The sequence below is a fragment of the Marinobacterium jannaschii DSM 6295 genome (assembly GCF_000620085.1).
Taxonomy (GTDB): Bacteria; Pseudomonadota; Gammaproteobacteria; order Pseudomonadales; family Balneatricaceae; genus Pontibacterium; species Pontibacterium jannaschii.
This window is the reverse complement of sequence record NZ_JHVJ01000003.1, coordinates 106,345-130,652: the sequence shown is the minus strand read 5'-3', so window position 1 is coordinate 130,652 and position 24,308 is coordinate 106,345. Positions and strand designations below refer to the sequence as shown.

26 protein-coding genes are annotated in these 24,308 nt (G+C 56.2%); 13 read left to right on the top strand and 13 right to left on the bottom strand.

The genetic code is table 11. The annotated features are described in order from the left end of the window. Positions 1 to 24: 24 nt before the first annotated feature. Positions 25 to 1,032: a TIGR03842 family LLM class F420-dependent oxidoreductase gene (locus tag Q354_RS0100575; RefSeq protein WP_027855909.1), complete on the top strand. Its 1,008-nt coding sequence runs from the start codon at positions 25 to 27 to the stop codon at positions 1,030 to 1,032. Positions 1,033 to 1,577: 545 nt separating this feature from the next. Here the strand turns inward: Q354_RS0100575 and Q354_RS0100570 are convergent. From Q354_RS0100570 to Q354_RS0100555, 3 genes are all read right to left on the bottom strand, one after another. Continuing rightward, positions 1,578 to 1,871, bottom strand: a complete 294-nt coding sequence (locus tag Q354_RS0100570; protein WP_156948104.1) for a hypothetical protein — start codon at positions 1,869 to 1,871, stop codon at positions 1,578 to 1,580. Positions 1,872 to 2,149: 278 nt separating this feature from the next. Continuing rightward, entirely contained in the window at positions 2,150 to 2,353 is a 204-nt protein-coding gene (locus Q354_RS0100560; protein WP_027855907.1) for a hypothetical protein, read from the bottom strand. After that, positions 2,331 to 3,512, bottom strand: a complete 1,182-nt coding sequence (locus Q354_RS0100555; protein ID WP_084332415.1) for a phospholipase D family protein — start codon at positions 3,510 to 3,512, stop codon at positions 2,331 to 2,333. Before Q354_RS0100555 ends, Q354_RS0100560 begins: the two co-directional genes overlap by 23 nt. 352 nt (positions 3,513 to 3,864) lie before the next feature. On the opposite strand from Q354_RS0100555, the gene Q354_RS0100545 reads away from it, so the two are divergent. Continuing rightward, on the top strand, positions 3,865 to 4,092 hold the full coding sequence (locus Q354_RS0100545) for a hypothetical protein (RefSeq protein ID WP_156948103.1): 228 nt from the start codon (positions 3,865 to 3,867) through the stop codon (positions 4,090 to 4,092). Between the two features lie 275 nt (positions 4,093 to 4,367). Here the strand turns inward: Q354_RS0100545 and Q354_RS0100540 are convergent, their stop codons facing one another. Further along, entirely contained in the window at positions 4,368 to 6,782 is a 2,415-nt protein-coding gene (locus Q354_RS0100540) for a winged helix-turn-helix domain-containing protein (protein WP_027855904.1), read from the bottom strand. Between the two features lie 322 nt (positions 6,783 to 7,104). Here Q354_RS0100540 and Q354_RS0100535 point away from each other — a divergent pair, with 322 nt between their 5' ends. The 6 genes from Q354_RS0100535 (at position 7,105) to Q354_RS0100510 (ending at position 10,232) form a co-directional block, all read left to right on the top strand. Next, positions 7,105 to 7,806 carry a cytochrome c biogenesis protein CcdA gene (locus Q354_RS0100535; RefSeq protein ID WP_027855903.1) on the top strand — a complete coding sequence of 234 codons (702 nt, stop codon included), beginning with the start codon at positions 7,105 to 7,107 and terminating at the stop codon, positions 7,804 to 7,806. A 36-nt stretch (positions 7,807 to 7,842) separates the two neighbouring features. Continuing rightward, entirely contained in the window at positions 7,843 to 8,337 is a 495-nt protein-coding gene (locus Q354_RS0100530; RefSeq protein WP_027855902.1) for a TlpA family protein disulfide reductase, read from the top strand. 3 nt (positions 8,338 to 8,340) lie between these two features. Continuing rightward, a complete protein-coding gene (locus tag Q354_RS0100525; protein WP_156948101.1) occupies positions 8,341 to 8,763 on the top strand; it encodes a hypothetical protein in 423 nt (140 codons plus the stop codon). Between the two features lie 23 nt (positions 8,764 to 8,786). Continuing rightward, positions 8,787 to 9,254 (top strand): peroxiredoxin family protein, encoded by a 468-nt coding sequence (locus Q354_RS0100520; protein ID WP_027855900.1) that lies wholly within the window; start codon positions 8,787 to 8,789, stop codon positions 9,252 to 9,254. 115 nt (positions 9,255 to 9,369) lie between these two features. After that, positions 9,370 to 9,810, top strand: coding sequence for a cupin domain-containing protein (locus Q354_RS0100515; RefSeq protein ID WP_084332414.1), 441 nt, complete (start codon positions 9,370 to 9,372; stop codon positions 9,808 to 9,810). Positions 9,811 to 10,049: 239 nt separating this feature from the next. Beyond that, complete coding sequence (locus tag Q354_RS0100510; RefSeq protein ID WP_027855898.1) at positions 10,050 to 10,232, top strand: hypothetical protein; 183 nt, start codon at positions 10,050 to 10,052, stop codon at positions 10,230 to 10,232. Positions 10,233 to 10,305: 73 nt separating this feature from the next. Here Q354_RS0100510 and Q354_RS0100505 read toward each other — a convergent pair whose 3' ends face one another. The 3 genes from Q354_RS0100505 to lhpI form a co-directional block, all read right to left on the bottom strand. After that, positions 10,306 to 11,583, bottom strand: a complete 1,278-nt coding sequence (locus tag Q354_RS0100505; RefSeq protein WP_027855897.1) for an NAD(P)/FAD-dependent oxidoreductase — start codon at positions 11,581 to 11,583, stop codon at positions 10,306 to 10,308. Beyond that, the gene (gene nhaC / locus Q354_RS0100500) at positions 11,583 to 13,064 is read right to left on the bottom strand and encodes a Na+/H+ antiporter NhaC (RefSeq protein WP_027855896.1); all 1,482 of its coding nucleotides are present in this window, start codon (positions 13,062 to 13,064) and stop codon (positions 11,583 to 11,585) included. Before nhaC ends, Q354_RS0100505 begins: the two co-directional genes overlap by 1 nt. Positions 13,065 to 13,156: 92 nt before the next feature. Further along, positions 13,157 to 14,113, bottom strand: a complete 957-nt coding sequence (gene lhpI, locus Q354_RS0100495; protein ID WP_027855895.1) for a bifunctional Delta(1)-pyrroline-2-carboxylate/Delta(1)-piperideine-2-carboxylate reductase — start codon at positions 14,111 to 14,113, stop codon at positions 13,157 to 13,159. A 114-nt stretch (positions 14,114 to 14,227) separates the two neighbouring features. On the opposite strand from lhpI, the gene Q354_RS0100490 reads away from it, so the two are divergent. Beyond that, positions 14,228 to 15,031 carry an AraC family transcriptional regulator gene (locus Q354_RS0100490; RefSeq protein WP_084332413.1) on the top strand — a complete coding sequence of 268 codons (804 nt, stop codon included), beginning with the start codon at positions 14,228 to 14,230 and terminating at the stop codon, positions 15,029 to 15,031. A gap of 1 nt (position 15,032) precedes the next feature. On the opposite strand, the gene Q354_RS0100485 is transcribed toward Q354_RS0100490, so the two are convergent. Both Q354_RS0100485 and Q354_RS0100480 read right to left on the bottom strand, forming a co-directional pair. Next, complete coding sequence (locus Q354_RS0100485; protein ID WP_027855893.1) at positions 15,033 to 15,347, bottom strand: cupin domain-containing protein; 315 nt, start codon at positions 15,345 to 15,347, stop codon at positions 15,033 to 15,035. Positions 15,348 to 15,452: 105 nt separating this feature from the next. Then, on the bottom strand, positions 15,453 to 16,079 hold the full coding sequence (locus tag Q354_RS0100480; protein WP_027855892.1) for a class I SAM-dependent methyltransferase: 627 nt from the start codon (positions 16,077 to 16,079) through the stop codon (positions 15,453 to 15,455). Between the two features lie 122 nt (positions 16,080 to 16,201). On the opposite strand from Q354_RS0100480, the gene Q354_RS0100475 reads away from it, so the two are divergent. Further along, positions 16,202 to 17,095, top strand: a complete 894-nt coding sequence (locus Q354_RS0100475) for a LysR family transcriptional regulator (protein ID WP_027855891.1) — start codon at positions 16,202 to 16,204, stop codon at positions 17,093 to 17,095. 52 nt (positions 17,096 to 17,147) lie between these two features. Here Q354_RS0100475 and astE read toward each other — a convergent pair whose 3' ends face one another. Beyond that, positions 17,148 to 18,173: a succinylglutamate desuccinylase gene (astE, locus tag Q354_RS0100470; RefSeq protein WP_027855890.1), complete on the bottom strand. Its 1,026-nt coding sequence runs from the start codon at positions 18,171 to 18,173 to the stop codon at positions 17,148 to 17,150. A 192-nt stretch (positions 18,174 to 18,365) separates the two neighbouring features. On the opposite strand from astE, the gene Q354_RS0100465 reads away from it, so the two are divergent. Continuing rightward, complete coding sequence (locus Q354_RS0100465; protein WP_027855889.1) at positions 18,366 to 18,965, top strand: acyl carrier protein phosphodiesterase; 600 nt, start codon at positions 18,366 to 18,368, stop codon at positions 18,963 to 18,965. Here the strand turns inward: Q354_RS0100465 and Q354_RS24100 are convergent. Beyond that, positions 18,952 to 19,881 (bottom strand): S8/S53 family peptidase, encoded by a 930-nt coding sequence (locus Q354_RS24100; protein WP_245600957.1) that lies wholly within the window; start codon positions 19,879 to 19,881, stop codon positions 18,952 to 18,954. The genes Q354_RS0100465 and Q354_RS24100 overlap by 14 nt on opposite strands. A gap of 166 nt (positions 19,882 to 20,047) precedes the next feature. Between Q354_RS24100 and Q354_RS0100455 the strand changes: the two genes are divergently transcribed. Both Q354_RS0100455 and Q354_RS0100450 read left to right on the top strand, forming a co-directional pair. After that, entirely contained in the window at positions 20,048 to 20,737 is a 690-nt protein-coding gene (locus Q354_RS0100455; RefSeq protein WP_027855888.1) for a pseudouridine synthase, read from the top strand. 111 nt (positions 20,738 to 20,848) lie between these two features. Further along, positions 20,849 to 21,343, top strand: coding sequence for an HD domain-containing protein (locus Q354_RS0100450; RefSeq protein ID WP_027855887.1), 495 nt, complete (start codon positions 20,849 to 20,851; stop codon positions 21,341 to 21,343). Positions 21,344 to 21,442: 99 nt separating this feature from the next. Here Q354_RS0100450 and Q354_RS24095 read toward each other — a convergent pair whose 3' ends face one another. Together Q354_RS24095 and Q354_RS0100440 are read right to left on the bottom strand one after the other, a co-directional pair. Beyond that, positions 21,443 to 22,768: a DUF2254 domain-containing protein gene (locus Q354_RS24095; protein WP_051559773.1), complete on the bottom strand. Its 1,326-nt coding sequence runs from the start codon at positions 22,766 to 22,768 to the stop codon at positions 21,443 to 21,445. A 316-nt stretch (positions 22,769 to 23,084) separates the two neighbouring features. Continuing rightward, positions 23,085 to 24,308 (bottom strand): hypothetical protein, encoded by a 1,224-nt coding sequence (locus Q354_RS0100440; RefSeq protein ID WP_027855886.1) that lies wholly within the window; start codon positions 24,306 to 24,308, stop codon positions 23,085 to 23,087.

The window sequence follows — 24,308 nt, the reverse complement described above, 5'->3', positions numbered from 1 at the left end:
AAAACAAGAATAAGAGGAATTATCATGGAATTCGGAATTACCTTTAAAGGTTTTGTCAGCCCAAACCGCGCCCGTAACCTGGTCCGTCAGGCAGAAGAAGCTGGCTTCGACTACTGCTGGTTCTACGACTCCCACATCCTCTGGCGTGAGTCCTTCGTCGCCATGGCGATGTGCATGGAGCACACCAGCAAAATGCGCTTCGGCCCTTGTGTCACCAACCCCAATATCCGTGACTGGTCACTGGCGGCCAGCCTCTACGCCAGCCTCGCAGCCCAGAGTGAGGGCCGTATCGATATCGGCCTCGGCCGTGGCGACTCCTCCATGCGTGTGATGGGTAAAAAACCGGCACCGCTGGCCCGCGTTGCCGAATTCACCCAGAAAGTAAAAGCGATGGTGCGCGGCGACGAAGTCACCTACGGCGAGTGCGAGAACCCGGTACAGCTACCGTGGGCAGACGGCTACGAGCTGCCGGTGTGGATCGGTGCCTACGGCCCTAAAGCCCTGGCCACTGCCGGTGAAGTCGGCGACGGCGTGATCCTGCAGATCGGTGACCCAGGCCTGATCAAATGGTTTAAGGACCAGTGCATCGAAGCCGGTGAAGCCGCAGGCCGCGATATGTCCAACTTCAAGGTACAGGCCGCCGCCCCCGCCTTCTTCGGCGATATGGATCGCTGCCTGGAAAAAACCAAATGGTTCCCGGCCATGGTGGGTAACCACGTCGCCGATATCGTCGAGAAATACGGCAGCGACTCCGGCCTGGTGCCACGCAGCCTGACCGACTACATCGAACAGCGTAAAGGCTACGACTACTCCAAGCACGGACAGAGCGATAACCCCTACCTGGACTTTATCTCCGAAGACATCATCAAAAGCTTCTGTGTCCTCGGCAGCGTCGACGACCATATCGCCAAACTGAAGAACCTGGAAGAAGCCGGCACCACCCAGTTCAACATCTACCTGGATAACGGTGACGAAGAACAGATCATTGCCGAATACGGCAACCACATCATCCCGAAATTTAAGGACAAATAAGGAGGAAAACACGGAAGCTATGGCCCCTAACCGAAACAATCGCTTCGGCCTGGGGAGGGTGGCAACACCCACAATCTGACCTTACCGGGCCACCACTCCGCGGCCCGGGATGAAACAGCTGCCGACGGCAACCGGCACTGCTTCAGTTGGGACGTGCGCCGCCTGGCCGCGGCGCACAATTTAAACCCCGCCGGGTATTAACCGGTGGGGTGTTTTTTTGGGATATTAGTTTAATGCTGGTTCCCACGCTCCGAGACTGTGAAAGTATGCGTAGGTTGGTGACGAGGAGTGCAACGACGAATCCCAACACTGCCATGAAGCAGGTAATATTGCCGAAATTAGCCCCCTTTTGCTGGGGTTCGCAAGCTCACCGCCAGCCTACACCTATTTCGCTTGCAATACTTTGCTAATTACCACACCTAACTGTGGTTACTGAGGAGGTTGTTCACATCGGCTAAATTCGAGATGCTGGTTATCGCCAAACAAACAACACCCGAGAGATTGCGCGCCTGTTGCCAGGACGATTTTATCCAGCAGCGAGGACATCAAGTTGCAGGATGATAGGAAGAACCCGCCCTGCTGGTTTGCACCGTAACGATCAGGAATTTCAGCATGGCAGACAGCTGATAATCAATAATCGCCATCTGTACTCCGACGACGCTGAATACGTGAAATAGGTAAACACCGTAGACGCAGCCGCTTAGCTTAAGCCACCCGGTGCCCGGTTGGATTGAACGGCCTATCGCCAGAAAGCCGAGTATAAAGCCCACACAGACAAAGGCTTCCAGCCCACCCCACAGCAGCTGCCAGTTGACGCTTTTCGGTAATAGCGTGGGCATCTGCCGAGCCACCAGCGCCACTACAAAAGCAGCCAACGCCCCCGGCCCGCCAAGATACCGATGATAAACAGGCTGATATATTTCGGCAGGTACACCGGTTCTGCCGGAATCAATGCGCCGATACGAATTCACTCATCCTGGGCATAGAAACCCCGCACAGCAATTCCGGCAACTGCGAGTGCCAGGGTGTATAGCAATATAGAACCATGTCCGGGCAGTGCCGGAATCGACTGAGGTATACCGGGCCTCAAACCACGCCATAGGGCGAATAGCAGGCATTAGACCAACAGCTGGGCGATAAACCAGAGTGGCCCCATCTCCAATTGCCCACCACCAAGGTATTGGCTCCAGAGAAAGCAGAAGTAGTTACCGGAAAATCCCGAATCGGAATAGGCTATCAGGCCAAACAGGAAGATGCTTACCAGCGAGAAAAGAACATCCTGTAAATGATAGAGGTTATTAGGGCTGATAAAAAATTGCATCTAGCATTGCAGCTCGACTATCCCAAACTTTTTTGTCTACGTCATCAACTGGACGGGGAGTATTCCACCATACAGAATCTGTAATTCTTGCAATAAGATCATCCCAGTACCTATCATAATCAAGCCCGCTTTTCTTTACATTGAAATCATTCAATAAGACTGTCTTATTTTTCGAATCAAGACAAATGAACTGGTCCGGCCTCTTTAGTGCAAGCAGCCTGCTAGCAATACCTATTCCATCACGTCCATTTGGAAAAGCTCTTCGAAAAACATCTATGTATTCAAGATACATAGAACGATCAACCCTGCCCTCAACCGGTATACTATCTAGTGCTTCAGAAATATACGGATCATTATTATTTATTGCCTGATGAAAGTACCCTGCCCCTCGCATACTTCCAAACCAAGCCCAATTTTCATTCCATTCATTAGGAAGACCAGCAATTGTTTTACGAACCCCCAAACCCATTTCAGAGAATGAAGAGTGTTTCTTAAAGCAGTTATTCACCTCAGTCAATAAATCGCAACGTTCGGAAAATCCATGATAGGGATCTGCTTTAACCTTTTCCAGAAAGGTTTCCCAAGACATTTTCATAACGTCAGTATAAATGGGTGCTTTCCCAACCCCAGAAGACGAATAATCACCTGATAATCGCTGAAGAAAAGGCTTTTGTATTTTACTGAGTTCTCTATATGACCTAGCTTCTTCCTGTGTGACTACGTTCGCTTTTTTCCAGTAATCAAGGATAGTATTTTCCACTTCAGATTTTATATTATCATCAGTATCCATAGACGATATATGAACTAATAACTCTGTATTTTCTGCAAAGGCACCATTTGTAAAATTTGCGCTCCCAATAAGAATATCCCAATTATCAACAGACTCAAAAAGATAAACTTTTGGATGAAAGACCCCATTAGGCTGCAAAAAAAATCTAAAATTATCAGCGCATGAAAACTCGTCCAAAACATCAGGGCTAGTTTGATAAAAGTGAGTCCCTACAACCGCTTTATTTAATTTACTCCTTGATTTACAAACTGTTTCAAATGCGCGATTATTTGAACCCATCCATGCAACAGCGAATGAGAACCTATCATGTTTATCTATCAGCCTTACTATCTTTGAAGACAAGCATTTTCCACCAGTAACTAGACGCATAACTCCCCTATAATTTCAGACCCAATATTGGGAAAAACACTCCCATAAGTTAATATCCATTTAATGCAGCATACCTAAATATTCTGTATCAAAGCCAGCCTTCAAGAATAGACTTAAGTAAAACTTCCGAATCCGGTAACCCTTCCACGGAAGTTATCTGTCACTGGTTCCCACAGAGAGAGGCTATGACAGTATTACCAATGAGATAGGTGTAGGCTGGCGGTGAGCTTACGAATCCCAGCAAAGGGATCCGATCTCCGACAATATTGTCAGCTTCACAACAATGTTGGGATTAGTCGCTACGCTCCGCATCACCAACCTACCTATCTGAAGACGCTCTATGGAGAGTTATATGGACCTGACTAACCAGACCGATCAGCAGCTGCTGGCGCTTGCGACGCCGCTGATGGATAACATTATGCTGACGGCCAACCGGCTGGATAATACCGCCCATATCCGGGACTTTCCGCGTCCGGTGCCGGAGCACTTTAGCGAAGAGAGTTTTACTGAGCAGTGTCAGGCGGTCCGGCGGAGATATGGTACTTACACCAATCGCGAGTATCTTGGGCTGACCCGATAGGAAAGCGCTGTATCCTTTTACTGGAAGCAGCATTTTTCCGCGACAGAGGATAGCTACCTGGCGGTACTCAGTCTGATGGCGATGGATGACAAACTTGTGGCGCCTCGGGTCTTTGTCGATCTATGGCAGCCGGGGTCTGGCAGGGATTAAGCAGCGACATTTAGCAGTTCCATACTGCCTGGCGGCAACGAGGATTACGCCCCCTGTTCGGAAAACCTGCGGCTGAGCGATTTACGGAGCACAGGCTGCCGTTTTCCGAACATCCAGCTTTGGCCCTATTTTATCTGGCTGACCGGTAGTAGCGCGGTTTCCACCTGCCAATCCGATTCACAGTACACCAGATGGGCGCTGGGTAAGATTCCCAGCCCCTGCGTCGGATTCAGCCGATACTGCTTCAGTATCTGACGATCATCGTCGGTCCAGCTCTCTGAAAACTTCGTCGCAATGGCGGCAAATGTCTCGGCGGCGTCCTCGTAACGCGCCAGACGATGGTAGGCCTCTGCCAAGTAACGAAGCTGCAACCGGGTTTGCACTGGCTCGCGGCCCAGCCTGACCACCTCTTCCAGATTGTTCTGCAGCAGGGCAATCCACATCTGGGAGTACAGGGTATAGCCGAAGGAGATATCCATCTGGTTATCCCGATAGAAAGTACGCGCCTGTTGCTGGCGTTGTCTGGCTTCCTCAAGCTGGCCCAGCTCTGCCAGTGCCCAGCCACTCAGGACTCGCGCATCGGCCTGCTCTTTTTGCGGCAGCGTCCCTTCTGCTAGCAGGCGGTCAAATCCTTGTACAGATCGTTGCAAGGCGGACGGATCAGGATCACCACCTCGCGCCAGCCCTATATCCAGGTCAGCAAAGGCCCGGTAGAAGCGCGCCTGCTCTTGCAGCCACTGTGCGCCAAGCTGTTCTGTCAGCCGGATAGCCTCTTCAAGCGGTTCAATGGCACGCTCACCCTGATGTAACTGCAACCGGTAGAAGCCTTCATAGGTGAGCGCCTGGGCCAGCTCAAAAGGCATTTTCAGGCTGCGCCAGAGCATCACCGCTTCCTTCAGCGCAGACTCACGTTCGGACAGCGGCAAAGTATAGTTCTGTGCCAGGGCGAAACGGGTGGCGGCGATACGGGGCTGGTTAGCCAGGGACTGGAAGTAGAGCAGCGCCTGTTTCAGGCGCGGCCCGTTCTGCAACAAGTCATTGTAGGGGTCTTTTTCCAGCCCGGACTCGACAGGGTTGCCAAGATAGAACAGCCGTTCGGCCTGCACCTCCAGGCCACCATCGGCATCGCTTAACCCCGCTGCCAGGCGGTTCCAGCGGCGAAACTCCGACCAGTTGTACTGTTGGTGGGCAATCTGAGCCAGCAGGCGATAGCTTTCATACTCAATACGCCGGTCATGACTGTTTTCGGCCAGCACCGCACAGGCCGTCAGCTGCTGGTGCGCAGAATCCAGACTTCCCTGGCGGTAGGCAATCTCTCCCTGCCAGCGACAGATAAAGTTAGCCAGGGCCGTGTCACCGCTGCTGTCGATCTCACTGAGTCGGCTACTTGCCTGCTGCCAACGCCCCAGCTGCAGGGATGTTTTGGCACTGTAAGCCTGTGCCCAGCGGTTGCCCGGGTCCTGCAACAGCGCGGCGCTAAAGTAGTTATCGGCCAGCGCGGCCCCCTGCTGCTGCAGGGCCTGCAAGCCACGCACAAGGTCCTGTACCGATGCCGGATGGGCCGCCATCTGTGGTAACTCGCCAGTGCCGGGATGCGGATCTATCAGTTGCTTAAGCTGGGCCGCAACGGCACTGGTTGCGATCGCCAGCTGCGGATAGCTGATACTGCCCTGAGTAACCGTACCATCAGAGCGGTAGAGGCGGATATTCAGCACCTGCTGATCACGATAGAGGCTGACCCGGCTGTATAACAAAAGATCAATTTTCTGCTGCCGCATCAGCGCTTGCAGTGACTCCGGCTCAGGAGGCCATGCAAGCCCCTCTACAGCCAGCAGGTTATGACTGGCGGCCGGGGCGGTAATCGCCCTCTGACTGCCCTGCGCCAGGGACGTTGCCAGCATATCGCTCAGCCCCATCTCCATCCATTGCAGAGACGGGTCACCCGTCTCATTGATGAAGGGCAATACCATGAGTCGTTGTTGCGAAGGTTTGTCGGCGGCTGTTTCCGATGCGGGCTGGTTATCGGTGACAGGTCTGAAAAGAATAAAAGTGATCAGCAGTGCGGCCAGCAATACCAGAACAATCTGGTATCGACGGAAGGTTCCCGCTATCGGCTGTTTCTCCGGGAGGGCCTTGCCGGGCAGAGGCTGTTCGGTGGCTACAGGCGTATCATCCAACTGGGCGGGCTCTGGCCCAACTTCGTGCTCTGTTTCCAGCGATTTTGGCAACACAACTTCGGTTACCGTAATCCATTGATAGCCCCGTTGCGGAAAGTTACGGATAAACGTTGGCTGCTGTGCGGAATCACCCAGCAGACGCCGTGCTTCGCGCACGCTCTGGGTCAGCGAGTTCTCACGGTATTCGCCATGATCCCAAAGCTGTTGCAGTAACTCTTCCTTACTGACGACCCGTTCCCGGTGGGTGATCAGATATGCGATTAACCGGGCAACCTTATGGCGAACGTTCTGCTCATTCCCATCGCGAATCAGCAACCCACGCTCTGCATCAAACTCGAATCCGGCAAATCGATACAAACTCATTCCATCTCTCAAAACAGGCGTTAACCATCGGGATCAGATATAGCCGTCCGGACAGGCAGTAACGAAGACCTTCCACTGCCTTGTCCAACGTTCTCTGAGAACCGCTTCTGCTCTCACGCCCGCCAGTTAACCCCTGAACGCCTTTAACTACAAGGGTTTCAGTAATATTTCACCAGGATTTCATTGCACTTTCAGTGGGATTTAAGGTGATTTTTCCGGCCCGTCATTGGTTGTCATTCAGCCTCGCGCCACACTGCCGGACAAGCTAAATGCACAGCCGTCGTCGCGACTGTCGCGACATACAGACCCGAGGTAAATTGAGATGGAATCCTTTATTCAGCAAAGCCTGCAAAGTGGCGAATTGTCCCTGCTGTTAATACCGATAGTGATCGTCGCAGGCATCCTCACCAGTCTGTCTCCCTGTGTTTACCCCTTACTGCCGATAACCGTCGGTGTCCTCGCTGGCAGCAACAAAGAGGGCCGGCCTCGCCAGGGGTTTGGCAACGCACTGATCTATGTCGCCGGACTGGCGATGGTATACGGATTGCTGGGCGTACTGGCCGCGTTGACCGGACAGCTGTTTGGCAGCATCGCCACCCACCCGGCCACCCTGTTCCTGATTGGCAATCTCTGCCTGCTGATGGCGGCATGGATGGTGGGTTGGATTCAGCTACCCAACTGGGCCCTTCAGGCTGATGCCCGCCGCTGGGCACTTGGGCGTCGCAGTTACCTGTTTGTGATGGGGGCCTTATCCGGACTGATCGCCGCGCCCTGTACATCCCCCGTCCTGGGCATGCTGCTGATCTATGTCGCCTCTGCGGGGAACCCGCTCTGGGGGGCGCTGCTGCTGGTGTTGTTTGCCTACGGCATGAGCACCCTGCTGATCGCCGTCGGTACCTTCAGCCCACTGCTCAATCGACTGCCCCGTTCCGGGCACTGGCTCAATGTTTCCAAATTCATACTCGGCCTGATGATGCTTGGCAGCGGTGAGTACCTGCTGCTGACAGCCGGCCGTAGCTTCTGAACCAGTTTCACTTTAACTCATCCAGGGAGAACCCCTATGAAACATTCCACCCTGCTGGCATCTGCCCTGCTGGCTCTGACCATTCAGAGTCCGCTGGCTAACGCCGGAAATAACCTCGAACCGGCTCCTCAATTCACGGCTAAGCGCCTCAACGGTGAAACCTTTGACCTGAGCAGCTACAAGGGCGATAAGCCGGTATTACTGAAATTCTGGGCCACCTGGTGCTCTTACTGCCTGGAGGAGATGCCTCACCTCGATGCAACCTACGACAAGTACCGTGGCAAACTTGAAGTCCTTACCATCAACGTGGGCTTCAATGACTCGGTCCGCAATGTGCAGACGCTGTTCGACGAAAAGGGCTACAAGCTACCCACTGTATTTGATGCCGATGGCAGCCTGACCAGTCAGTACAAGGTGATAGGCACTCCCACTCAGGTATTGATCGACCGGGATGGCATGGTCCGCATGCGGACCCACCTCACCACCGATTCGCTGGAAGCGGCAATCGACGCAGTGACACAGGGGAGTTAAGGCATGAAAAAGATACTCTTATCGCTTTGTATGGCAAGCAGCGTGGCGATGGCGGACTACCGTAGCCTGGATGATCAGCCGGTTTCACTGGCCGGCCCCGGCTGGCAGCACCTGGTATTCGTCAACATCTGGGATTCTTACGTCGGCCACGGGCCTGAGCCACTGGTCGCAGCCTTACCGGCCAGTTTCTCCGAAAACGTGAAACGCATATGGATATCTCCGGACCTGAATATCACCCCGGCTTACCTGAAAGACTATCAGGCGGCCTTCCCCCGGAGTAAACCTCTGATTGTCGATCAGCACTTCCAGTTGCTGCGTAAATATAAGCTCTGGCAAACCCCGGCACATGTACTGCTAAAGGATGGCGAAGTGCAGTTCAGCGGCAGCGGTGAAGCCCTGCAGCACTATATCCGTCAGCTTCGTTAACCGGTCACAACAGGAATGACACTATGAACAGATTAACCACCGCCCTGCTGCTGACCACCTTGTCGGTACCAGCCTTCGCCGGTAAACCTCTACCCGGAGACAGCGCCCCCGCTTTCAGCATTAACAGTCTGGAAGGCAATACCCTGGAGTTAAAACAATACCGTGGCAAACCGGTCAGCCTGGTCTTTCTCGACAGTCTCTGCCCGATGCCTCATTGGCCTGACTGTGAAGCCCAGCTGACCAAGCTACGCAAAATCGCTGCCGACGATCAGGAAAACCAGTGGATCGGAATCGTCAAAGGCTTTTACATCGACGAGAACTGGGTAAAAGCCTTTGCCAAACGCTGGCAGCTAAGCTTTCCACTGGCCTGGGACCGGGACAACGCCGTTTTCAGCCGCTATCAGGTATTCGGCAATCCCTACCAGATCTGGGTCGACAAGGATGGGCGGATTGCATCGCGCAACGAAGTAATCAGGGCTAATTCGGACTGATCTACTCAGGCTAATGACCGCGTCTTTAGCGCGCCTGAAGACGCGTGTTTTACCTATTTGTAAGTCGTGCGGCTCTGATCAGGGCTGCACAGACAACCCTATCTGGAGCATAACCATGAAACTCTCGCAGCAACTCTCACAGAAGCTCGCGCAAAAACTATCACAGTTCGGACGCCAAGCAATTTTCGCCGCCAGCATCAGCTGTGTTTCATTTTCAGTTCTGGCCCATGAAGCCAGCGTGACCCCACTGATGCAGAAACCCCTGAAAGGCTTCCCAGGCCAGGAGGGCAGCATGCTGATCGTCGAGTACGGACCGGGTATGGCCTCGGAAAAGCACCGCCATGATGCCCATATCTTTGCCTATATTATTGAGGGCGCGGTGACCATGCAGGTCGAAGGCAGTGAACCGGTGACTTTAGTTGCTGGCGATACCTTCTATGAATCTCCCGAGGACATTCACCTGGTATCAAAGAATGCCAGCGCGACCGAGCCCGCCAGGATCGTTGTCTTTTCCCTGAACGCAAAAGACGCTCCGATCGTCATACCGGTAAAATAGCCCTATTGCCAGCCGCCCTCAGGGGCCGGAAAGTGCTTCTCGGCTTAGTGATATCGCCTGATATCATATTTCAGCGCCGGGCCTGCCAAGCGCTTTGAGAGCCTGAAACAATTATCCAGCAGTTTCAGGCCAGTCCTGCACCCGGGTTCGGGTTAAAATCGTGCCGGCCCCTGATTAGCGGGTGGCTTCAATCTGCCGGACAGTATCCGGTTTTATCAACAGCATTCAGCAGGGTTTCCGTGGCTATCATCCTTCACAACCGCAATATTGTTCGTATTACCGATGGCAATAAGGTCGTCAGCTGCACCATTATTCAGATGTGCTTCGATTATGCTGTCATAAAATATGACGGTAAGAAGTACAAGATCCCCTACTCGATGATCAATCAGGTAATCGGCCACGAGTTGCTGGTCAGCGCTTAAGTCCGACAAAGCTAAACACGCCTTTGAAAAACGGAGCATCCCTGCTCCATTTCATGCCCCGTATCAGGGCTGTTCAGAAACGATCGACGCGGAAGGGTTCCGGATCGATCGACGGTTCATCGCCGGTCATAAGTGCGACCACCATCTCAGCGGTGATCGCCGCCTGTGTCAGTCCCAGATGCTGATTACCAAAGGCGAACAGCAGCTGCGAATGATCCGGATGCATATCGATCACCGGCAGTGAATCCGGCAGTGTCGGACGGTGGCCCATCCATTCGCTGGTTGCCAGCGATTCATCTTTTAGCGGTGTCAGCAGCGCCCGGCTATGGTGTCGCAGCGAGCGAAAGCGACGCGGTTGAGGTTGCCGGGCCAGACCGCCCAGCTCGGTAAAGCCAACCACCCGCAAGCCGGATTCCAGCGGCGTCATGACAAAACGCCGTTCAGCCGAACCGATCGGATGGTTAAGCAGCCCCGTGCGGGCGTCAATCGTCAGGTGATAGCCTCGCTCAGCTTCAAGCGGCACCTCAATGCCAACGCTCTGAAGCAACGATTTACTCCAGGCACCGGCACAAACGATCGCCCGGCCAAAGGCCAGCGCCCCGCCGGTGGTTTCGAGACTGACCTCATTGCCTGAGAGGCTGACAGCTTCAACCGCTTGCTGCAAAAAGTAGCCGCCCCGGGCCTTAAACGCCGCATACAGCTGCATACACAGCCGGTAGGGTTCCTGCACGCGGCTGGCATCCGGAAAATACAGTGCATGATGGCTGGTTTCGGCCAGTGCAGGCTCAAGCTGCGCCAGGCGCTCTCCCATCACCAGTTCGGTGCGGATACCCTGTTCGGCCAGGTAGCGGGCATGGGTCTTCGCCTGATCCAGTTTGGCGGCCGACTCCCAGACCAGCAGGTAACCCGAGCGCACCAGTTGTTCAGTGGCACCGATATCTTCCAGGCAGCGCTCCCAGGCCGCCACCGATGCGCGGTTCAGCGCCTGCAGCCCCTGCTGGCTGCGCTGAGCATTACGCGGCAAGGCAGCCGCCACGAAACGCAACAGCCAGGGCGCAATGCGGTGCAGATAACCCAGCGGAATCGCCAGCGGGCCATGTGGATTCAGCCACATAGCCGGGGCCGATTTCAGGGTTTTCAGGGTCGAGAGCGGATCGATCAGCTCGGTCGCCAGGTAGCCGGCGTTGCCGTATGAGGCACCCAGTCCCGGCTGGTCTCGATCGATCAGGGTGACCTGGTAGCCACGGCGCTGTGCCTCCAGCGCCGTGCACAGACCGACAACCCCGGCTCCGATCACGGCTACCGTCTGAGAGCGGGTATCAGCAGAATGCTCAGAGTCGGGGTGATACATCAGGCGATCTCCTTTCCTGCTTTCACTTTATTTGTCGTTTTTCCGCCAGCATTAACGGACTCTGCGGCCCCGGCGCGTTTTGAGAACCACCCGGTCTGCGCATAGAGGATGCCGATGGCCGGTGACAACCAGCAGGCAAATGCCAGCGGCGCATACAGCAGGGTGCTGTAATCACCTGACACAACGGTCAGCCCCAGAGCCCCGATAACGAAAGCCCCCCCGGCGTTCCATGGAATCAGCGGTGAAACCAGAGTACCGCCCTCTTCAATGGCACGGGAAAGGTTCAGACGACTGTAGCCAAGGCGGTCATACTCCGGCCCATACATGCGGCCCGGCAGTGCGATCGACAGGTAAACGTCACCCGACACCACATTGGTTGCGACAGAGGTCAGGATGGCATTGGTCTGCAGTCCGCGAAAGCCTTTGCACAGACTCATGATGGATGCCACTACCGATTCCAGGCAACGGGTCCGCTCCAGCGCGCCACCAAAGGCCAGCGCGAACATCATCAGTGTCACCACCCAGGTCATGGAGGAAACGCCACCGCGGTTCAGCAGGCTGTCCAGTGAGGCGGTCTCGGTGCTGATTTTAAAGCCGCTGTGGGCAAAGGTCAGAATATCGTTGAGACCATAGCCATAGTTAAATGCCGCCACCAGTGCGCCCAGCACGAAACCGGTAAACAGCGCAGGAATAGGAGAGACTTTCTTGAAGGCCAGCGCCATTACGGCAATCAGCGGCAGCATCGACAGGACGCCCATCTCAAAATGCTGACTGAGGCCATCCTTAAACAGTGCAATCTGCTCCAGCTGGGAGGCATCGACTGAGGACTGGCCGCCGACAACCAGGTAGATCACGAAAGCGATCAGCATCGCCGGCAAGGTGGTCGGCATCATATTACGGATATGATCGAAGACATTGGTCTCAGTTACCGCGGCCGCCAGGTTAGTGGTGTCCGACAGCGGAGAAACCTTATCGCCGAAGAAGGAGCCGGAGACAACCGCACCGGCCGTCCAGTAGATCGGGATCTCAAAGGCGGTGCCGATTCCGACCAGCGCCAGGCCGATAGTGCCCACCGTCGTCCAGCTGGAACCGATAGAGAGCGATACCACCGAGCAGAGCAGCATAGATGCCGCCAGGAACCAGGAGGGATCGATCAGTTCCAGTCCGTAGTAGATCAGCATCGGCACGGTGCCGCTGGCGATCCAGGTACTCACCAGCATCCCCACCACAATCAGGGTCGCAATGGAGGGCATCGCCACATGAAGTACATGAAAGGCACCCGACTCAATATCTTTCCAGCGGTAGCCCTGCGCCCAGCCGACCAGCGCGGTAATGGCAAAGCCGATCGCCAGCGCGATATGCGGCGTGAAGTCGTCGTAGTAGAAAATCTGGATCGCCAACAGGGCGACCGTCAATGTGATGGGAATCAGCGCCACCGCCAGATGGGGGGCCGGGATATTGCGTAGTTGGTTCTGTGACATATCTATGCCTCTGGAGAGGAGCTGAGTCCGCCTCCGGGTTGTTATTTTTATGTAGAACAGGATGCTGCGTGCAAATGGCCGTCCGGTCAGCGCTAGTCCGTGCTGTGCTGATAGGCCAGAATTGCGGCCGCAAGATCTTCCCGGGAATCGCCCACGGATTTAAAGACGGTGATGGCGTCTGCCGCATCCGGCAATCCGGAACGGCCAGCATGTGCGCCACTGCACAGTTCGGAAAATTCGGCCTCGATATCGTCGGCGCTGAAGGCGCCTTCGGCGATCGGGATGATCAGGTCGCCGGTCTCACTCAGGGCACCGGCACGGGTATCGACAAAGACGGCACCCCGTTGCAGCGCTGCGTTATCGGTCTCGCGCATGGTCGGGGTAAAGCTGCCGACCAGATCGAGATGCGCGCCCGGCTTAAGCCAGTCGCCCCGGATCACAGGCTCGTTCGCCATGGTGGCGCAGCTGATGATGTCGGCCTGGGCCGCTAAGGTTTCCAGCTGATCACCGGCACAGATACGGGCATCAATATCCTGCGCCTGCAGCTCTGTAACCAGCGCCTCACACGCCTGGGGGTTCCGGTCCCAGACATACACCGTTTTGATCGGCCGGACACTCATATGTGCCGGAATCAGGCGACGCGCCATGCGGCCTGCACCGACCATCAGCATCTGGCTGGCGGTTCCAGCCGACAGCAGCTGCGATGCCAGTGCCGAGGCTGCCGCGGTGCGGCGTGCGGTCAGCTCGTTTCCTTCCAGCTGCACCAGGTGCTGACCGGTTTTACCGCAGCTCAGCAGGTAGTGGCTGCTGAGGCCGGGCATATTGCGGGCATTGTTGCCCGGAAACACATTCACCTGCTTAATCCCGAGATACTCTCCCTCAAGCCAGGCGGGCATCAGCAGCAGAGTTGCCTCCGGCTCCTGCGGCACATTCAGGCTATGGTGGTGTCGCACCGGAGCGCAGACTTCGCGTGTAAAGATGTCCTGCAAGGCAGGAATCAGGGTTTCCCACGGCAGTGCCGCGGCAACCTGATCGGCGTTCAATTGCATCGTCGAATCCCTTGTGGTTAGAATTTGTTAAATGGTAACGACAAGAGAAGCTTCACCTTTGACCCAGACTCTGAAAAACCTGACCCAGACTGCTAAAGCACCGTCAGTTAGCGGATGTCCGCAGTGATACGGAGTCAGGCACGACGCAATCTGATCGCTCGCCAGAGCGGCGAGCACTGCCATAACTATGCCCAGGTATTGATCGGCTGGCGTGGTGAGATGGATTGTGAATTTCAGAACGGAGGCCGACGCCTGGGCTACGGCAATGCGGCCGTTGTGCCGGGCGATGCCGAGCACCTGTTCAGTGGACTGGGTGACGAAAGTGAGCTGCTGGTAATCGACCTGGCACCGCTGGACCCTTATATCGCAGCCCTGGAACAGGCCTGCAATCTGTCATTCAGCGAGACCCTGTTCAGCCATCCGGGTTTTATCACCCTCAATCCACAGGTAACGCCGCTGCTGGACTTCGCCGCCAGCCAGCTGAGAAATCAGGGTTCGAACGACAACCCCCAGCTGAACTGTCAGCTGGTATCGCTGTTTATGACACAGTTTGGTCAAATGTACGGATCTCAGCAGCCTTTGCCGCCCGCCCGCCAGCGCCTCAATCTGGAGCGGCTGAATGGCTTTATTGACCAGCGACTGGCTGAGCCGCCAGGCAATGCAGAGCTGGCCTCTGTTATGCACCTGAGCGAAAGCCACCTTTACTATCTCTGCCAGCACGCGCTGGGCAAGACACCGCAACAGTATGTGATGGACCGGCGTATGCACCGCGCACGTACATTACTGACCGATACCCGTCTGGGACTGGCGGTAATCGCCACCGAACTGGGTTTTGCCGATGCCTCCAGCTTTTCCCGCGCTTACAAACGCTATTTCGCCGAGACGCCGGGCCAGAGCCGTCGCTTGCTGAAAGGCTGAGTCAGCGGTAGAAAACAGCCAGCCAGACGGTTATCTGATCCGGATCGGTCCAGATAACCTTATGCCGGCAGTGTGCGGGGATATTGATATGGTCGCCCTTTGTCAGGCTGACTTCGCGCCCGTCCTCAAACGCCAGCCTCCCCTCCCCCTCTAGCACCAGCACCCATTCATGTTCATCCTGATCGTACCAACCGCGTTCGGGAGAGCGGTGGCCCTGGGACAGAATCCGCTCGATTCTGAGATTGTCCCGTTTAAGCAGATCAACAAACTGCTCGGTTTCCAGTGTCTGCGGCAGATCCGCAAAGAGGTTATTCATAGGCGTTCCTTATCAGAATGCGCTGATCGCTGCGGTTGATCAGCCCTAAAGCGCAGCCTAACCCCGGCATCGCCGGATTGGAACCGGCACATACCCTCAAGCGGCTCAATCCGGTTTGCGTGCCACCAGAAACACCGACGCGGAAGCAGATTCGGGTTTAAATCGTTGTTCGATGGTGAATCCCGCCGCGGTAAGGCTGTTCTCCAGCGCCAGCTGACTGAAGATGCTGACCCTGGGTATCAGGCGGAGAAAACTGCCCAGCGGCGCGATCAGTCGGAACCAGGGCATAAAGTCTGCAATACAGGCGGTGCTGCTGAAAAACAGCCCACCCGGCTTTAGCATGTCGTACACCTGGCGGATCGCAGCATCGCGGTCATCCAGCAGATGCAGGATGCTCATCCCCAGCACGGCATCCAGTGATTGCGGCTCAATATCGAGCTGCTGCAGCGGCGCGGCTTCAAAGGTCAGATTATCCAGCGCCGTCTGTGCCCGCTTGGCTTCGGCGATCTCGATCATTTTCGGTGACAGGTCGGTGGCGCGGTAGCGGGCCACCAAAGGCGCATGCAGCAGCGCGGTAGAGCCGGTGCCACAGGCAAACTCCAGCACCTGCATCTCCGGTCGCAGGTAGCTGCGGGTGATCGCCAGTTTCTCTTCGTAGGCTGCCTGATCGGCCACCGGCTGGCGCGCGTATCGCGGTGCAATGCGATTCCAGAACCCGATTGAATACGCCACGTTAACTCCTCTCTGTTTAACCCCAGACAAGCCGATCGACTGATCAGCCCTTAACTTTGAGCATATCAATGCAAAAATAGAGTTAAAATGCAGAAAACTGAATTTCAGGTATGCAAAAACGTATGGATTGGCGATCAGTAAACTTTGACTGGAACCGGGCCCGCGCTTTTCTGGTAACGGCCGAAGAGGGCTCGCTATCTGCCGCGGCCCGCGCGTTGGAGATAACTCAGCCCACCCTGAGCCGGCAGGTAACGGCTCTGGAAAAAGAGCTGGGTGTCGCGCTGTTCGAACGCATCGGTAGAGGACTGGAGCTGACACCGAACGGGCTGGATCTGTTGCAACATGTGCGGGCGATGGGCGAAGCCGCCAATCAGCTGGCACTCACCGCCAGCGGCCGGTCCGAATCGGTCGAGGGGCATATCTGCCTCTCCGCCACCGAAGTCACCGCAGCCTACACATTACCCCCCCTGATTCAGAAACTGCGCCAGCAGCAGCCCGGCATCAGTGTCGAAATAGTCGCCAGCAATCACGCCAGCGACCTGCAGCGGCGTGAAGCCGATATTGCCCTGCGGGCATTCCAACCAACGCAGCCTGAGCTGATCGCCCGCCGGGTCGGCGATATCGAGGTCGGGCTTTACGCCTCCACCGACTACCTGAGCGCCATTGGCCATCCCACCACGCTGGCGGCCTTTAACCGGGCGGACTATATCTGTTTCGGCGAGAACGAACGCCTGATTGAGGCGATGCGGCATTTCGGACTGGAGCTGAGCCGGCAGAACTTTCCACTGATTACGGAAAGCCATCTGGTGCACTGGGAACTGGTCAAACAGGGGCTGGCCATCGGTATTATGCCCGCCGATATCGGTGACCGTGAGCCGGGAGTAGTGCGGGTTATGCCCGAGCGCTCGCTGCTGACGACCCCGTTGTGGCTGGTCGCCCACCGGGAACTAAAAACGAACCGACGGGTACGGGTAGTGTTTGATTTTCTGGCGCAGGAACTAAGTGGCGCGGGATGAAAGCGGCCCGGGCTGCACTGAACCGGTCGGGCCCTGGTCACCCCAGAGAGGGTCAGATTACATCAACCTCGTCAGGTTCTACCGCCTTCAGCATCAGCGCCGCACGGCCGCCTACCGGGACATTGGCGTTAGGGAATACGATCGCTTCCCGGGATTCGCGGGCGCGGTATTCTTTTGCCGACGAGAACGCCACCAGCTCCCCTTTGTTGAACAGGGCGAAGTTATTCAGGTCGTCGGAGAAGTTCAGGGCGAAATCGTCGGCGTCCTTCAGCAGCTCATGACAGACATCGAAGCAGACCAGTTCCTGCTTCCAGTCGCCGCGGGCAAACCGGCCTTCCGTAATTAACAACCGCAGGGCCTGATCGATGCGGGTAAAGCGACTCAGGTCGTTGTCGCCGAAAGCGTGCACCTTACCCAGCTCCAGCGTGAATGCCGCTGCTCCGTGGGCTCCCTTGGAATAATAGGAGAATGTCGTCGAGGGTTTGTTGGAAAAGAGCACCGCCTCGATACCACAGGCAGTCAGGAAACCCAGCTGGGTGTCGCTGTAGGGTTTGCCGTCCATAAAGGGATGCACGGCAAATTTTTCATGTTCAGAACCGCGAATCGCCGTATGCAGATCGTAATGACAACGGCTGCGTCCTGCGCCGCCATAGTCAAAGAAACGATCGACAGCCGCTTCCAGGTTCAGCGCACGTTCCGCTTCATGGCCCTGATGGTTTGCATGGGCACCGCTGAACAGCCGGTTCAGGTTTACCTCATCAAAACGCTGCGCTTTGGTGGCGGCGACCGGATTACCGATAATCACCAGCAGGCGTACGCCCAGCGTCAACCGGCCATGAATCAGGTCTGAGACCATATCCCGCACCAGTTCCATCGGCGCCGTCTCGTTGCCATGTACGCCGCAGGAGAGCACCAGATCGACCGGGGCGACCTCATTGGCGGGCTCCAGTGTCATCACTCCTGTGTCGCTGACGATCAGTCGACTGCCATCCGGTAACTTACGTTCGCAGGGGCTGGAGATCCCTTCAGGGTTAGCCAGGGTATAGGCCAGAAAGTCGTCACCGGTAAACTGGGTCATAAGATCCTCTTGCATCAGATATCGCGCGGAGATTTCGCCGCCGGGAGCTGTCACAATAGCAACTGGCCCCGGAGACCGGGACGGTACAAATGTGCCTGCACAGCCCCGTCAGCCATTTTATTACAGTCACTGAGTGCCACTGTCTATTTGCGTCGCTTCAGCTCAACTGATGACGCCTCAGCGAAAGAGCCTATGAACTTTCTTGCCCATCTCTATCTGTCCAAGCCAACCGTGCCCGCCCGGGTCGGGAATTTACTCGGCGATTTCGCCCGCGGCCTGGATACTTCAGCCCAGCCACCCGAGGTGTTACGTGGACTGCAGAACCACCGCCGGGTCGACCAGCTGACCGATCAGCATCCTGCTGTCGTGGATGCGCGTCGTTACTTCAGCCCCCAGCGCCGGCGCTTTGCCGGTATCTGCCTTGATGTGTTGTTTGACCACTACCTGATCCGCCACTGGGATCAGTTCAGCGAGCAACCCCTGGAGCCATTTCTCGCCGACTGCTATCAGGATCTGGAGCGCGGCTTTGTGCTGATGCCACCACGAATGCAGCAGGTTATGGAGCGGATGATCGATGATGACTGGCTCAGCAGCTACGAATCGCTGGAGAATGTTAACTTCGCCCTCAACCGGATTGCCGGACGGATCCGCTTTCGCCACCGTTTTGACGATCCCATTGAAGAGATCAGGCCCCACTACCAGCACTTTGAGCAGGTTTTCCTGAGGCTGTTTCCGGACCTTATCGATGCGGTTAACAGCGTGCAGCAGCGTCCGCAGGTTACATCACCTTGATGGCACAGCCCGGGGCAAGCCCCGCCAGCAGAGCCGTCTTCATCGCCGCCGGTGCCGCGAATGAGGAGCCCTTAATCAGCTTCCAGTAACTACCGGGGTATTCATCGCTGGCGGTTGCAGCGGTCAGGCGATTGAGCGGAATATCAGGACATCGGTCACCATCCACATCGTAGCCAACCGGTTTACCGGCAGCATCATCCACCCGCCGGATCTTATAGGCCGCCGGTGCGTAGGTATCGACAAAGGCGTTATCTGAGACGAAGTGTGACAACTCCCGCTCGGCGGCACCTACGGTAATCACGCCCTCAGCGAAAGAGAAGGTATTCACCATCCCCCGCCCGCCGTTACCGGCGATGGTATATACCGCAACGCCCGACGCCACCAGCGCTTCCAGGGTATCGATAATCTCGCGGGTGCTTTGCCAGACCGGGCTGGTCTCGCCCCAGCGAGCCAGTTCCGCCTTATAACGGCTGGCATGCTCCCGCCGCAGCGGCTTTTCAAAGGCACTGATCAGGGTGGAGGATTCCCAGGACAACACCAGCGCCGTCACCGGCTGTGAAGCCTGGCGCACCAATAGTTTTTTCAGGTTTCGCTGGATCTCGTCGATCGGCGGGACGCCGTCCCGAATCGGATAATGAATCAGCGAAAATCTCGGATCTGAGGCGATCATGCTGACCAGATCACCGTGATAATAGGGTTCCTTAACCTGGTCATCGTCAATATCGAACATACCGTAGAGGGTCCGGTGAAGACTGCGATCAGAGTCGGACTGAAATCCCCCCTCGGGCGGATAGAAACGATCCACCACGGCAACGCGGTATGAGGCAGGCGCTAGAATCAGTGTGCCTTGAATACTGGCACTGGCAGGGGCAAGACAGATAAACAGCGCAAATAGCAGGTAAAGGCTTCGCCGCATCAGCAAACTCCTCTTCTTATTCTTCGTGCATCTGGCTCCTTGCGGGGGCAGCTGGGCGACATTTCTCCCATAAAATCAAAGAGTCCGGGAGCGCCACTACTTAAGTATTAGCAGAATTTCCCAGCCCTGCCGCCAGTGGCCGGGATATATGCGATAATCCCGCGCCATGAGACTGGACAGATTTCTGACAAAGCAGGCCGCCATCGGCAACCGCGAAGCGCGTATTCAGCTGGCCACCGGCCAGGTGCGGGTGGATGGTGAAGTGGTGCGTGACGGTCTGCTGCAAATCAACGAGCTGCAGCGGATAGAGCTTGGCGATCGCCTGCTGCAGGCACGCAGCGAACGCTACTATATGCTGCATAAGCCAAAGGGCTATGTCAGCGCGACCGTCGACAACGAACATCCTACCGTGCTGGACCTGCTCGATTTAGCGGATAAAGACGATCTGCATATCGGCGGCCGGCTCGACCTCAATACCTCCGGCCTGTTGATCCTCACCAATAACGGCCGCTGGTCCCGTCGACTGACCCAGCCGGAAGAGAAGATCCCCAAGGTCTATCGGGTAGAGACGCAGCATCCGATAGAGGCAGAGTACGCCGAGGTATTTCGTCGCGGCATCTACTTCGCCTATGAGAACCTCACCACCCTGCCCGCCGAGCTGGAGCAGCTGGGAGCAAACAGCGCCCGCCTGACCATTTACGAAGGACGCTATCATCAGGTAAAGCGGATGTTTGGCCACTTCCGCAATGCCGTGGTCGGACTCCATCGGGAGAGCATGGGCGAGATCCTGCTGGACCCCGCACTGGCCGAAGGGGAATACAGGGCACTGACGCCTGAAGAGGTCGCCTCGGTTTAATCGGGCCCTATATTCAGATCGGCAATTATTCTGAATTCACTGCAATTCCGGCCGTCGGGTTTATACTGAATTTCAGGCCCTCACCCCTAACCAATACGCTATTGACTCAAAATGCTTAAGAAAGCCAGGCAATTTGCGCTTTGTGCGCACGGCGAACAACTGTATGGCGAGCTTCCCTACAGTGTGCATCTGGATGCAGTCGCACGTATTCTCAAACCCTACGGTTCTGCTGCTATCGTTATCGGCTATCTGCACGATGTGCTGGAGGATACGCCCGTCAGCGAGACGATGATTGCAGACCAGTTCGGTGCCCGTATAGCCCGCTGCGTGCAGCTGGTATCCGACCCACCCGGCAAAACCCGGCGCGAACGCAAAAAGCAGGCAAACGCCCGCCTGGCCGCGATCGATCAGGACAGCGAGGAAGCCCTGGCATTGGTGGTTAAAACCGCCGACCGGCTGGCGAACCTTGAAGCCTGCATTGCCGGGGGAAATGAAGAGAAACTGGAGATGTATCTCGCCGAACATGATCAGTTCGTCGAGGCGGTTTACCGCCCGGCGCTGTGTGAAGATCTGTGGAAGCGGATAAAACGCACCATTGAATCCTGAACGAGCTCATGCAGGCCGCGCTGCGGAACATACCGGCGCGGGCCCTCCGCACCGATTTTGCCGCCTCCGTTCTGTCGCCTCTGTTCTGACAGCGGGATATCATTCCCCGGCTTCGCCGTCTTTATCACCCGATAAACCCCGCTGAACAGTCCGCCGGGAGACCGCTTTCAGCCGCTCGACCTCCTCCGGCAAGCGCAGTGCCGCCTCGGCGTATTTTTCAGCCAGCGCCGCCTGATCGGCTGCGGCCTGCCCCATCGCCTGGGAACCAAGCTGCGTCAGTGAATAGAGACCTTTCTGCAAACGGATAGCCACCTCCAGCATCGAGGCGCCATCCCGTGCAATAGCGCTGAAAGCATCCTCAAACATATCGTCAATCGACAACTCTGCAATCTCTATCCGGTCATAGTAGGTATCAGATACCGCTGAATCAGGGGCCGTTCTCGCCCAGAGGGTAAATAACCGGACAAGGCTGCCAATCACATCGATCGCCGTGCCCGGATCATTCACCGCCGGTGACAGCGCGCGGCTGGCAATCTCCGACAGTACCACCAGGCCAAAGCGGGGATCTTCATCAAAAGTCCGGTCGTTACCGATCTCAAATGCCTCGCACAGGCTTTCATCATCAATCACCTGATCGGCACCCGCCTCCGTCTCGATATAGGCCAGAGGTTTGCCCGAACAGGCAAAAGCTCCGGGCAACGCAGCCACCACGATACGGATCCGGCCTTTCTCTGCCAGACGCTGCAGCTTCTCCATATCAATACGCTGAACATATCCGACCCGCCCCGACTGCAACGGAGTCCCCTTAGAACCTCCCTGCCCTCTGGCGGCCTGCATCGTCGGATGGGCCGCCCGCATCTTCATCGCGGACGCGGTGGCTTTTTCGACCTTGAGAATTGAGGTACCCAAGCGGCCCAGACGGGCAATGCGGTCAACCCAGCGCACGAAGCTCAGTATCACGATGGCAAAAACCACAATAATCAGCAGAAACAGCAGGAAACGGCCAGCCTGCTGATAGAACCCGTTCAGCAATGCCACCAGTCCGACAATACTGAAGATAAATGCGCCAAGAAAAGTGGACAGTGCATTTTGTGACACATCATCAGCCACCACCAGGCTGAACGATCGCGGCGTGGCGATACTGGAGGCCGATGTATAGGCCGATAACATCGCCCCCGCTGCAAAGACAGCGATCACCAGCATACTGGAGGAGATTATCGTCAGCAGGGTTTCAATCGAAGCTGCTGATATATCCGGTACCTTCAGGCCCGGCGCGACGTGATCCGCCAGACCGGCCAGAAAGGCGACGCCGATAGACAGAATGCAGAAGAATAATGGCTTCACCCACAGCCTTTCTCTCAGCCGGTTCAGGTAAAAGGCGATACGATGCTGACTGTCGATTCCAAACCGGCGGATGCGCTTCATACAGGGCCATTATCACGTTAGGCGGACTCAGTCTCAGCAGTCATACCAGGTTTGCGGGTTCAGAGTGCAAACGCTGCAGGTGCCGGATCTGATGCCACATCGCTCAATTCACGGATGTACACAGACACCCGAAGGGTACAGGCAATATAGACGATCTGCCGCCGGCTTCACCTGACGCCGCCAGCACCCAAGGGCTACGTCAGGCTTCAGATATTGCTTAAACCGCGCGGTCATTACCGCGGACTCTGGTGTTTTTCAGACAGAAAAAAGCCCGCGGGATCAGCGCGGGCTCGGGGCTTGTCAGGTCAGGCGTCTCTCAGAAGAAGCGCTCGACCGTCAGCTGCAGATGGTCATCTTTCCGGAAGCTGTACGCCGGATCGGCCGGATCATCCGCATAAAAAAAGCGCCCGTCGATGCTGGCCTTCCAGTTATCACCATAGCGGCGGCTTGCCTCTACGATCAGTCCCTGGCTGTCGAAATCCAGGTCATGGCTGATCCCGGCCAGGACTTCAGTACTTTCTGCATCATTCAGTGCCAGACGGGCACCAAAGAAGAGATCGTTCTGCGCCGAAACCGGTGCATCCTCACGCCGTTCATCCCAACCGTATTCCATCAGCAGGCCCAGATCCCAGGCGGTATCAGAGATACCGTAAAGGGTGTACTCAAAGCCCCCCTGGACTGCGCTGTACGACTCGGTGTTGTTGTCCTGCCACAGCAGCTCCAGCTTCCAAAGCCAGCTGTCGATGGTGGCCTGCAGATCGAACCCGATCTGATCCACCTGCTGGTAGTGAGGCACCAGAGAAGGCTGACCGTTGACATTCTGCAGCTGCAACACCGGATCACGTCCGGTACCGTGGAACCAGTAGACCCCCATATCGTAGACATCGACGGAGTGACTCCAGCGGATGGCGGTATCCAGATGATTTTCCCCGGCAGCGGATTCATAGGTTGCGCGGTCTGTCAGCACCGGCAATCCGAAACGCAGACGGCCATCGTCACCGGCAAAAGTCCGCTCTCGGAATCCCGGCAGCAAAAACAGGTCGAGGATGCCCCAGTCACGGACCAGCGACAGGTTAACCATCTGCTGTCCCAGCTTATCCTCGCCGTCGAAGTCTTCCACCGCATCGGTCTGGTTAATCACATCCACCAGATGCTGGAACTCGGTGACGCCCCAGAACACCTTGCGCAATCCGGCACGCAGCTCCCAGTCTTCACCCACATGTATCCAGCTCAGTTCGCGGATATCGCCGTGAGTTCGCTCGTCATCATGCTGGTCGACCCGCAGAAAAGGAGTAAAGGTCAGGCTGTCACTGCCCTCGTTCCACTCCCAGAAGAACTCCGGTTCGGCGGCAAAGGAGATATTTGTCTCCTGATCCTGACCGGCAAACTGCGCTTCTTCGGTAAAGTAACGCAGCTCGCCGGACACCTTACCGGCCATCTCAAAGTAGATACCTTCCGCCTGCACCTGTGACAGTGGCAGCGCCGCCAGCATCACAGCGGATGCCAGCCTTGCTGCGCCTAATTTGCGACTCAGTCTCAT

What these genes read in the sequence shown, in the direction of transcription:
- Q354_RS0100575 (WP_027855909.1), top strand. Translation starts at nt 25, where the DNA reads ATGGAATTCGGAATTACCTTTAAAGGTTTTGTCAGCCCAAACCGCGCC.
- Q354_RS0100570 (WP_156948104.1), bottom strand. Translation starts at nt 1,871, where the DNA reads ATGCCCACGCTATTACCGAAAAGCGTCAACTGGCAGCTGCTGTGGGGT.
- Q354_RS0100560 (WP_027855907.1), bottom strand. Translation starts at nt 2,353, where the DNA reads ATGCAATTTTTTATCAGCCCTAATAACCTCTATCATTTACAGGATGTT.
- Q354_RS0100555 (WP_084332415.1), bottom strand. Translation starts at nt 3,512, where the DNA reads ATGCGTCTAGTTACTGGTGGAAAATGCTTGTCTTCAAAGATAGTAAGG.
- Q354_RS0100545 (WP_156948103.1), top strand. Translation starts at nt 3,865, where the DNA reads ATGGACCTGACTAACCAGACCGATCAGCAGCTGCTGGCGCTTGCGACG.
- Q354_RS0100540 (WP_027855904.1), bottom strand. Translation starts at nt 6,782, where the DNA reads ATGAGTTTGTATCGATTTGCCGGATTCGAGTTTGATGCAGAGCGTGGG.
- Q354_RS0100535 (WP_027855903.1), top strand. Translation starts at nt 7,105, where the DNA reads ATGGAATCCTTTATTCAGCAAAGCCTGCAAAGTGGCGAATTGTCCCTG.
- Q354_RS0100530 (WP_027855902.1), top strand. Translation starts at nt 7,843, where the DNA reads ATGAAACATTCCACCCTGCTGGCATCTGCCCTGCTGGCTCTGACCATT.
- Q354_RS0100525 (WP_156948101.1), top strand. Translation starts at nt 8,341, where the DNA reads ATGAAAAAGATACTCTTATCGCTTTGTATGGCAAGCAGCGTGGCGATG.
- Q354_RS0100520 (WP_027855900.1), top strand. Translation starts at nt 8,787, where the DNA reads ATGAACAGATTAACCACCGCCCTGCTGCTGACCACCTTGTCGGTACCA.
- Q354_RS0100515 (WP_084332414.1), top strand. Translation starts at nt 9,370, where the DNA reads ATGAAACTCTCGCAGCAACTCTCACAGAAGCTCGCGCAAAAACTATCA.
- Q354_RS0100505 (WP_027855897.1), bottom strand. Translation starts at nt 11,583, where the DNA reads ATGTATCACCCCGACTCTGAGCATTCTGCTGATACCCGCTCTCAGACG.
- nhaC (WP_027855896.1), bottom strand. Translation starts at nt 13,064, where the DNA reads ATGTCACAGAACCAACTACGCAATATCCCGGCCCCCCATCTGGCGGTG.
- lhpI (WP_027855895.1), bottom strand. Translation starts at nt 14,113, where the DNA reads ATGCAATTGAACGCCGATCAGGTTGCCGCGGCACTGCCGTGGGAAACC.
- Q354_RS0100490 (WP_084332413.1), top strand. Translation starts at nt 14,228, where the DNA reads ATGTCCGCAGTGATACGGAGTCAGGCACGACGCAATCTGATCGCTCGC.
- Q354_RS0100485 (WP_027855893.1), bottom strand. Translation starts at nt 15,347, where the DNA reads ATGAATAACCTCTTTGCGGATCTGCCGCAGACACTGGAAACCGAGCAG.
- Q354_RS0100475 (WP_027855891.1), top strand. Translation starts at nt 16,202, where the DNA reads ATGGATTGGCGATCAGTAAACTTTGACTGGAACCGGGCCCGCGCTTTT.
- astE (WP_027855890.1), bottom strand. Translation starts at nt 18,173, where the DNA reads ATGACCCAGTTTACCGGTGACGACTTTCTGGCCTATACCCTGGCTAAC.
- Q354_RS0100465 (WP_027855889.1), top strand. Translation starts at nt 18,366, where the DNA reads ATGAACTTTCTTGCCCATCTCTATCTGTCCAAGCCAACCGTGCCCGCC.
- Q354_RS24100 (WP_245600957.1), bottom strand. Translation starts at nt 19,881, where the DNA reads ATGCGGCGAAGCCTTTACCTGCTATTTGCGCTGTTTATCTGTCTTGCC.
- Q354_RS0100455 (WP_027855888.1), top strand. Translation starts at nt 20,048, where the DNA reads ATGAGACTGGACAGATTTCTGACAAAGCAGGCCGCCATCGGCAACCGC.
- Q354_RS0100450 (WP_027855887.1), top strand. Translation starts at nt 20,849, where the DNA reads ATGCTTAAGAAAGCCAGGCAATTTGCGCTTTGTGCGCACGGCGAACAA.
- Q354_RS24095 (WP_051559773.1), bottom strand. Translation starts at nt 22,768, where the DNA reads ATGAAGCGCATCCGCCGGTTTGGAATCGACAGTCAGCATCGTATCGCC.
- Q354_RS0100440 (WP_027855886.1), bottom strand. Translation starts at nt 24,308, where the DNA reads ATGAGACTGAGTCGCAAATTAGGCGCAGCAAGGCTGGCATCCGCTGTG.